Genomic DNA, 7,568 nt, shown 5'->3' on the forward strand with positions numbered 1-7,568 from the left:
CTAAAAAGCTTTTTCATCGCCTTAAAAAACATTGCGGTGAGCGGATTTGATTTGCCTGAGACCTTTGCGATCCAGCTCTCGTAGGTCTCGCCTTTGCTTTTTAAAAAGTCCACGAGCGCCTTTTGGCTAGCCTGCATACCGCCGTTTCTTTCAGCATCCAGCAATGCCCTATAAATTGGCTCTATAGTTTCGATCGCAGATCTTGGCGGAGCCTTGCGAAATGCCGTGTATTCGGTGATCTGCCCTGTCACGGGATCTTTTTTAGAAGTAAATTCTGTAATGACCCAATAAAAGCGCCCGTCTTTGGCTAAATTTTTAACCACGGCGGTAAAATCCTTGCCTTGTTGTATCGTATCCCACATGAGCTTAAACGCTATGCGCGGCATGTCCGGATGTCGTATGATGTTATGCGGCTGCCCCAAAAGCTCAAGCTCACTATAGCCACAAATCATACAAAAATACGGATTTGCAAACGTGATAATACCCTTCGGATCGGTTTTGGAAACGATATAGCGCTTCTCATCTAGTTTGATTTCCTGATTAATCGGAGTTGGTCTTTGCATTTTTAATCCTTTGCTTAAAAATTTATTGCAGAGTATATAAAATTTTTCTTTTCAGAAATATTAAATTTTCGTTAAATTTTTATAAATGTTAAATCTTTAAGTGAATTTTTAAAATTTAATGTATAATCTCAAATCAAAATTTCAAAAGGCAGCGCGTTGAAAAATCCCTTCCTATCGCTTAAATACTCAAATTTTAGAATTTATTGGATCGGGATGAACCTCTCGCTGATCGGTTCTTGGATGCAAAGCGTCGCGCTGCCGTGGCTAGTGCTAAGCATCACCGCAGACGCTTTTAAGGTCAGCCTTGTAGCTGCGGCGAGGTTCTTGCCCGCGCTACTTTTCACGCCGTTTTCCGGTGTACTGCTCGATAAGTTTAATCGCAAAAAGATCCTTTTGCTCGCTCAAATAGGCATGGCGGTGACCGCCTCAATTTTCGCGGTTATGAGCTTTTGCGAGCTATATTCTTTCGGCAAAATTTTATTTTGCGCTTTTGCAAGTGGCATCTTTACCAGCATGGACGCCCCGAGCCGTCAGTCGATGGTAAAAGACCTCATCGACTCGCCCCGCGATCTAGCCAACGCCATAGCGTTAAATTCTATGTCCTTCAACGTCGCTCGTATCGCAGGGCCCGCACTTGCGGGGATCGTGATGGCGCTGTGGGGCGTGGGCTTTTGCTTTTTATTCAATGCACTTAGCTTTTTAGGCATCATCGTTTCGCTGTTTTTCATAAAAATTCCGCCATCCGTTACTACGCTATCTAGCAGAAGCGGAGGCGTTTTTGCCTCGATCGGTGCTGGAATTTCGTATGTATCGCACAAAAAAACTCTAAGCGAGCTAATGATAATAGTGCTTATCGTAGCGACGCTGGTGCCAAATTACAACGTAACGATCTCGGCACTCGTTAAGCTTAGCCTAGACGCGGATGAGCGAAGCTTTGGATATTTGATGTCGGCTCTAGGCGTGGGGGCCTTTTGTGGCGCGCTTTTCGTAGCAGTTTTTGATAAACTTGGCATCCGCAAAATCAGATCGTGCGCGATCGCTATGGGGGTGAGCTTGGCGCTCACTGGGGCTGCGAATTCCTTCGCATGGGCTGCGGCAGGGCTTGCCGTAACTGGATTTCTTTTCGTAATCACAAACTCAAGCATCAACTCCACCGTGCAGATGCACGTAAGCAACGAATTCCGCGGACGCGTGCTTAGCTTATATGCGCTCTTTTTAATAGGTAGTACGCCATTTGGAGCGCTCATATCGGGCTTTTTTACCGAGTTATTAGGAGCTCGCGTAGCCCTTGCGATCTGCGGCGCAATTAGCATTTTGCTACTGCTAGCGCTATTTTATGGCTTTAAAATACGGCGCAGGACGCATTTTATCTTTCGAGATAAAGTCTAAGCCAAAAGCTGCATTATCAAAATTAACCTTATTTTTACGATGAAGCCTTAGAATTCCTACCAAAATTTAAAGGTAAGGAGTTTTTATGAATAGACGAAATTTCTTAAAAAGCACCGCCGCGATCGGCACACTAGCGACGTTAAATCTAAATTTAAACGCTAGCGCGGTTACAGGCGGGACGGAAAAGAAAGTCGCCAGCGTCTGCGAGATGTGCTCCTCGCGCTGTCCTATCGAAGTGACCGTCAAAGACGGCCGCGGCGCTTTAATCGAGGGCAATCACAGGTTTGCAAACAAAACCTCGGTCTGCGCTCGCGGCGGAGCGGGTATCAATCAGCTCTACGACGATCAAAGGCTCATTAAGCCGCTCATTCGCGTAGGCGAGCGCGGCGAGGGCAAATTTAAAGAGGCGAGCTGGGACGAGGCGCTTAAAATTTGCGCGCAGAAGCTGGGTGAGATTTCGCAAAAATACGGCCCGCAAAGCGTAGTTTTCACCTCTAAAACGGGCGAGCACCACACTCAGATGATGAATTTCGCCTGTGCCTACGGCAGCCCGAACATCTACTCGCACTGGTCCTGTTGCCCGGTCACCTACAATATCGCCGTGCCGCACACCTTCGGCGCTAATATGCAAAGAGACTACGGCGACGCAAAATACATCGTAAATTTCGGCCACAATCTTTTTGAGGGCATCGACATCTCAAAAACCAAAAAGCTCGCAAAAGCCGCAAGTAGAGAGGACGTAAAGCTTTTGGTGCTTGATCCGCGCTTTAGCGTCGTAGCTTCCAAGGCCGACGAGTGGCTGCCGATAAAGCCGGGAACCGACGCGGCGTTTTTGATGGCGCTGATTCACGTCTGGCTGCGCGATAACAAATACGACAAAAAATTTATCGAACAATACGCCGTGGGGCTAGAGGAGCTAAGGCAGTCCGTGAAAGATACGACTCCGCTTTGGCAGGAGGGTATCACGGGAATTAAAGCGGACAAGGTCGAGCGCATCGCAAATGAAATTTACGCCGCGGCTCCCGCAGTCATAATCGATTGGGGTCATAAAACCACGACCGCTAAAGCCGAATACGTCCGCACGCGCGCCATCGCGATCGCAAACGCGCTGATGGGAAACGTCGAGAAAAAGGGCGGAATTTACTTCTCTAAAGACTCCAAAACCTTCAACGCGCTTTGCAAAGAGGATCTATTCCCTACCATCTCAAACCCGGATAAAAATTTTAAAATTCCAAAGACCGCGCGCATCGACGGCTGCGGCGAAGAAGGTAGCGAAAATTTCTTCGTGCCGCGCAAACACGGCGTTTTGATGCAGATCGCGCCTACGATTTTAAGCGAAAAACCGTATCCTGTAAAAGGCTGGGTCAGCACGCGCTTTAACCACCTCATCAACGTTGCGGGCGTGGATAAGAGCGTAGAGGCGATCAAAAAGCTAGACTTCGTGCTCGCAATCGACGTATATATGAGCGACTTCGCGTGCTTAGCCGACGTGATCTTGCCCGAATCCACGTATTTGGAGCGCGACGAGTCGATTCAAAACAAAGGCGGCACCGCGCCTGGATTTGTGATGCGAAACAAAGCCGTCGAGCCGGTGGGCGATACGAAGTGCGGCTATGAAATTTTTAGAGAGCTTGCGAGGGTGATGAAGATCGATAAAGATTATACCTGGAACAATATCGATGAATACCGCATGCAGCAAGCCAAAGGCAACGCCGAGCTAATTGCAAATTTAATCAAAAACGGCTACGTAAGCTACAAGGTGCCGAAGTTGTATTACCGAGAGCCGAAGCTCGTGGCTAAATTTATCGATAAATATCCTGCCGCGGCGGAGTTCGTGGACGAAAACGGCGAGATGAGCTCTCAGATGAAATTTAAAACCCCGAGCGGCAAGATCGAGCTTTTCGCGCCGAAAGTGGAGGAGCTTTTCGCGGGATACGGCTGCTTAAACACCGAGGGTATGGACGTATTCGGCGAGCATAAATACTGCCTGATGACCGGTAAGACCGCGCTTCACACCAACGGCCACACTCAAAATGTCAAAATTTTAAATGATATGATGAGCGAATCGCCGGTTTGGATCAGCCCAGCTTCTGCAAAAGCGGAGGGGCTAAAGACGGGCGATATCGTAAAACTCAAAAACAAATTCGGCGAGCAAAAGGCTAAAATTTTCGTCACGCAAGGCATCAGGGACGATTGCCTGTTTTTATACCACGGCTTTGGGCACGTAAGTCCGGGGCTAAAGCGCACGAACGGCGTAGGCACCAACCAAAGCGTCCTTCTCGATCCCGCTGCGGGTCCTGTAGTAAGCACGATGGTAACCAACGTCGGCGTCGATATAGTTAAAATTTGAAAGGGGCGGTTATGAAAAAACTCATAATGATTCACGACGAAAATTTATGTATAGGTTGCCAAGCCTGTTCGGTTGCGTGCAGGAACGAAAACGGCGTACCGAGCGGCGTTTATAGGCTGCAAGTGCACGGCAAAACAAGCGGCGTTTTTCCAAATTTAAAGCTCGATTATTCGCGCGCCAGCTGCGTTATGTGCGAGGATAGCCCCTGCGTGGACGTCTGCCCTACGGGAGCGAGCTTTAAAACCAAAGACGGCGTAACGCTCATAGACGAGAGGCTTTGCGTTAGCTGCAAATACTGCATCCTGGCCTGTCCTTACGACGCTAGATTTGTCGATCCTATCACGCACGCTATCGGCAAATGCACCTTTTGCTACACAAACCGCACGAGCAAAGGCTTGCAGCCTGCTTGCGTAAGCGTATGTCCGACCGACGCTTTAGTTTTCGGCGACGTAAACGACGCGGGCTCCGGGGTAAATAAGCTGCTAGCCAAAACGAGCGTAGAATATCCGAAAGCGTATCTAAACACCAAACCGCGCCTAGCGAATATCAAAAACAAAAAAGGAGGACGCTATGAATAATATGTGGGGCGATATGAGCCAATACTCTGAAATTTACTGGCCTTGGCCGATTGCGATCTATCTATTTTTGGCGGGTCTTAGCGCGGGAGCGACGATGGTGGCGCTTTTAGTCAAATGGAACCGCCACGAAAGCGAGCAAAATTCCATTTGGGATGCGATGATTAGAGCGGGTGCGATCACGGCGCCGCTTACGATCTGCGCGGGGCTTTTGCTCTTGATCTTTGATCTGGGCAAGCCATTTAGCTTTTATCTTTTGCTGATCAAATTTAACTTCGGCTCAGTGATGAGCCTCGGCGTGGCGGCGCTTTTAATCTACGTGCCGCTTAGCTTCGTATTTGCGCTATGCGTCTTCGGCGAGGAAATTTGTAAATTTAAACTACTTGCGTTTCTGCGACCTATCGTAAATTTGCTAAGCTCATTTGCCAAAGCTTCTAAAATTTTTGAGCGAGTTTTATTCGTGCTTGCTCTTTGCGTGGGCGCATATACGGGCTTTTTACTAAGCGCGGTGATGAAAATTCCGCTTTGGAATACTCCGGTGCTACCGATTTTATTTTTGCTATCGGGCTTTTCCAGCGGCATCGCGGCGAGCATTTTAGTTGGACTTCTGTTTTTTAAAGGCTCGTTAAACAAAGATAGCATAAAATACCTTTTGGTGCTTGATCTGCGCGCGATACTCTTTGAGATTCCGCTTTTGTTCATTCTATTTGTCGGGATGTATTTCGAGGGCGGCACTAGCGCGCTTGCGGCACAGCAGGCTTTGACGCACGAGGTTTACGGCAAAATTTTCTGGATCGGCGTTTTAGGCACGGGGCTCATCGCTCCGATCATCATCGCCTTTACGGCGCTGAAAAACCACGCCTACAAGCCTGCGTTTATAGTTTTAAATTCTTTCGTCGTGCTTTGCGGCGTCATTCTGCTTCGCTACTTCGTTGTATATGCGGGGCAAATTTGCACGGGAGCGTAGTCTCGCTCCCGATTTAGGGAACGGGTTTGAAAATTTTACTTTTAGAAGACGATTTTGAATACAGAAGCAGCGTAAGCGAGTATCTCACGGAGCTGGGCTACGAGGTGGACGAATGCGAAAGCGGCGACGCAGCCTGTGATAAGATCGCCGCAAATACCTACCACTTGCTGATCTTAGACATCAAGGTGCCGGAGGTCTCGGGCGAAGAGGTGCTGAGATACGCGCGTAGCCTCGGCCTTAATACCCCCGTGATGATGATGACCTCGCTCGGCGACATCGACGATTTAAGCCAGTGCTACGAGCTGGGCTGCAACGAATACTTAAAAAAACCTTTCCACCTAGCCGAGCTTAAATTTAGAGTAAGCGAGCTGATGCGAAAGTATTTCGGCGACGAAAAGGGCGCCGTCAAGATCGCGGATAAATTTCACTACTTCGCAAATTTAAAAATTTTAAAACGCGCGGACGAAGAGATATCGCTAAGCGCCAAAGAGATCAAAATCATAGAATTTCTACTCGCCAATATCAAAAGATTCGTTAGCGTAGATGAACTCATCGCCGACGTATGGGACGGCGAAGCGGGCAGCGTCGATGTGCGCGTGCATATCAGCAACCTCCGCTCCAAAACGAGCAACGATTTCATCCTCTCCAGCCGCGGACTCGGATATAAGATCAATGCTTAAAGGGTTTAAATTTACGCTTTTTAGCGCGATCTTCATCATCGGCGCCTTTATAAGCGAGAGCCTTTATATAATCTATTTAAATTCCAAAATCGAGGAGAGCGCCGACGTCGCCGAGCTGATACAAAAAAGCGGCGAAGCTCTAGCCGGCGCGGATCCGGATCTAAAAGACGAGCTAATCTACGACTACGCGATTCTAAATGCAAACGGCGAAATTTTAAGATCAAACCTAAGCGTGCAGCCGCCGGATTTTGCGTTTATTACGCTGAAATTCGGCGGGCGAGTATTTTTTAAGCGCCATTTTCTGCATGAGGGCAAGCTGCATTTTTTCGTCATCTCAAAAAAGATAAGCTACGCAAAGATAGAATTTATCGCGATCTCCACGATCTTTATCACGATTTTCGTAGCGCTCATCATCGCGCTGTTTAACTACAAAATCATAAAAAATTTCTACGCGCAGCAAAGCAACCTCATCAAGGCGTTTTTCAACGACGCGATGCACGAGCTAAAGACCCCTCTGGGCGTCGCGCTCATCAACACCGAGATGCTAGGCCTACGCGACAAACACACGGCGCGAATAAAATCCGCGCTCAAGCAGATGGTAATTACTTACGAGGACGTGGAGTACTTCATCAAAAGCGGCAAGATGAGCTTCAAAAGCCGCCGCATCGATATGAGCGAGTTTTTGGGCGCTAGGATAAATTTCATCTATCTGGTCGCAAAAAGTAAAAATATAAGCCTGCAATCGCGAATAGCGCCAGGCGTGAGCGTCTTTATGGACGAAACCTCGCTAATGCGCCTCATCGACAACACCCTAAGCAACGCCATAAAATACTCGCGCCCAGGCGGCAAGATCATCATCGGGCTAGAAAAAGGGGTGAGCATAGCGGTCTTTAGCGTGCAGGATTTCGGCATCGGCATAAAGGATACGAGCGCAATCTGGGAGAGATACTCGCGCGAAAACGCGGCTCTTGGCGGATTCGGTCTCGGGCTAAACATAATCGATAAAATTTGCAAGCGCTACGGCATCGCAAAAAGCGTCAGCTC

At 48.3% G+C, this 7,568-nt stretch carries 7 protein-coding genes; 6 read left to right on the forward strand and 1 reads right to left on the reverse strand.

Annotated elements, in window-relative coordinates; all coding sequences use genetic code 11:
- Positions 1-563: PAS domain-containing protein (locus tag Q0614_RS08690; protein WP_298788069.1), on the reverse strand; the 563-nt coding region annotated here is incomplete at its 3' end.
- Between the two features lie 156 nt (positions 564-719).
- On the opposite strand from Q0614_RS08690, the gene Q0614_RS08695 reads away from it, so the two are divergent.
- From Q0614_RS08695 to Q0614_RS08720, 6 genes are all read left to right on the forward strand, one after another.
- Positions 720-1,952, forward strand: a complete 1,233-nt coding sequence (locus Q0614_RS08695; RefSeq protein WP_297989923.1) for an MFS transporter — start codon at positions 720-722, stop codon at positions 1,950-1,952.
- Between the two features lie 85 nt (positions 1,953-2,037).
- Positions 2,038-4,302, forward strand: a complete 2,265-nt coding sequence (phsA, locus tag Q0614_RS08700; RefSeq protein ID WP_298788072.1) for a thiosulfate reductase PhsA — start codon at positions 2,038-2,040, stop codon at positions 4,300-4,302.
- Positions 4,303-4,313: 11 nt separating this feature from the next.
- Positions 4,314-4,880: a 4Fe-4S dicluster domain-containing protein gene (locus Q0614_RS08705; protein ID WP_177387548.1), complete on the forward strand. Its 567-nt coding sequence runs from the start codon at positions 4,314-4,316 to the stop codon at positions 4,878-4,880.
- Positions 4,873-5,844, forward strand: a complete 972-nt coding sequence (nrfD, locus tag Q0614_RS08710; protein ID WP_298788074.1) for an NrfD/PsrC family molybdoenzyme membrane anchor subunit — start codon at positions 4,873-4,875, stop codon at positions 5,842-5,844. The genes Q0614_RS08705 and nrfD overlap by 8 nt, the downstream gene beginning before the upstream one ends.
- A 26-nt stretch (positions 5,845-5,870) precedes the next feature.
- The gene (locus Q0614_RS08715) at positions 5,871-6,524 is read left to right on the forward strand and encodes a response regulator transcription factor (RefSeq protein ID WP_298788076.1); all 654 of its coding nucleotides are present in this window, start codon (positions 5,871-5,873) and stop codon (positions 6,522-6,524) included.
- The coding region (locus Q0614_RS08720) for a HAMP domain-containing sensor histidine kinase (RefSeq protein WP_298788078.1) at positions 6,517-7,568 on the forward strand (1,052 nt) is incomplete at its 3' end. The genes Q0614_RS08715 and Q0614_RS08720, both read left to right, overlap by 8 nt.

The organism is uncultured Campylobacter sp., from assembly GCF_937997595.1.
Taxonomy (GTDB): domain Bacteria; phylum Campylobacterota; class Campylobacteria; order Campylobacterales; family Campylobacteraceae; genus Campylobacter_B.

Coding starts and splice junctions, on each gene's coding strand:
- Q0614_RS08705 (WP_177387548.1), top strand. CDS start 4,314: ATGAAAAAACTCATAATGATTCACGACGAAAATTTATGTATAGGTTGC.
- nrfD (WP_298788074.1), top strand. CDS start 4,873: ATGAATAATATGTGGGGCGATATGAGCCAATACTCTGAAATTTACTGG.
- phsA (WP_298788072.1), top strand. CDS start 2,038: ATGAATAGACGAAATTTCTTAAAAAGCACCGCCGCGATCGGCACACTA.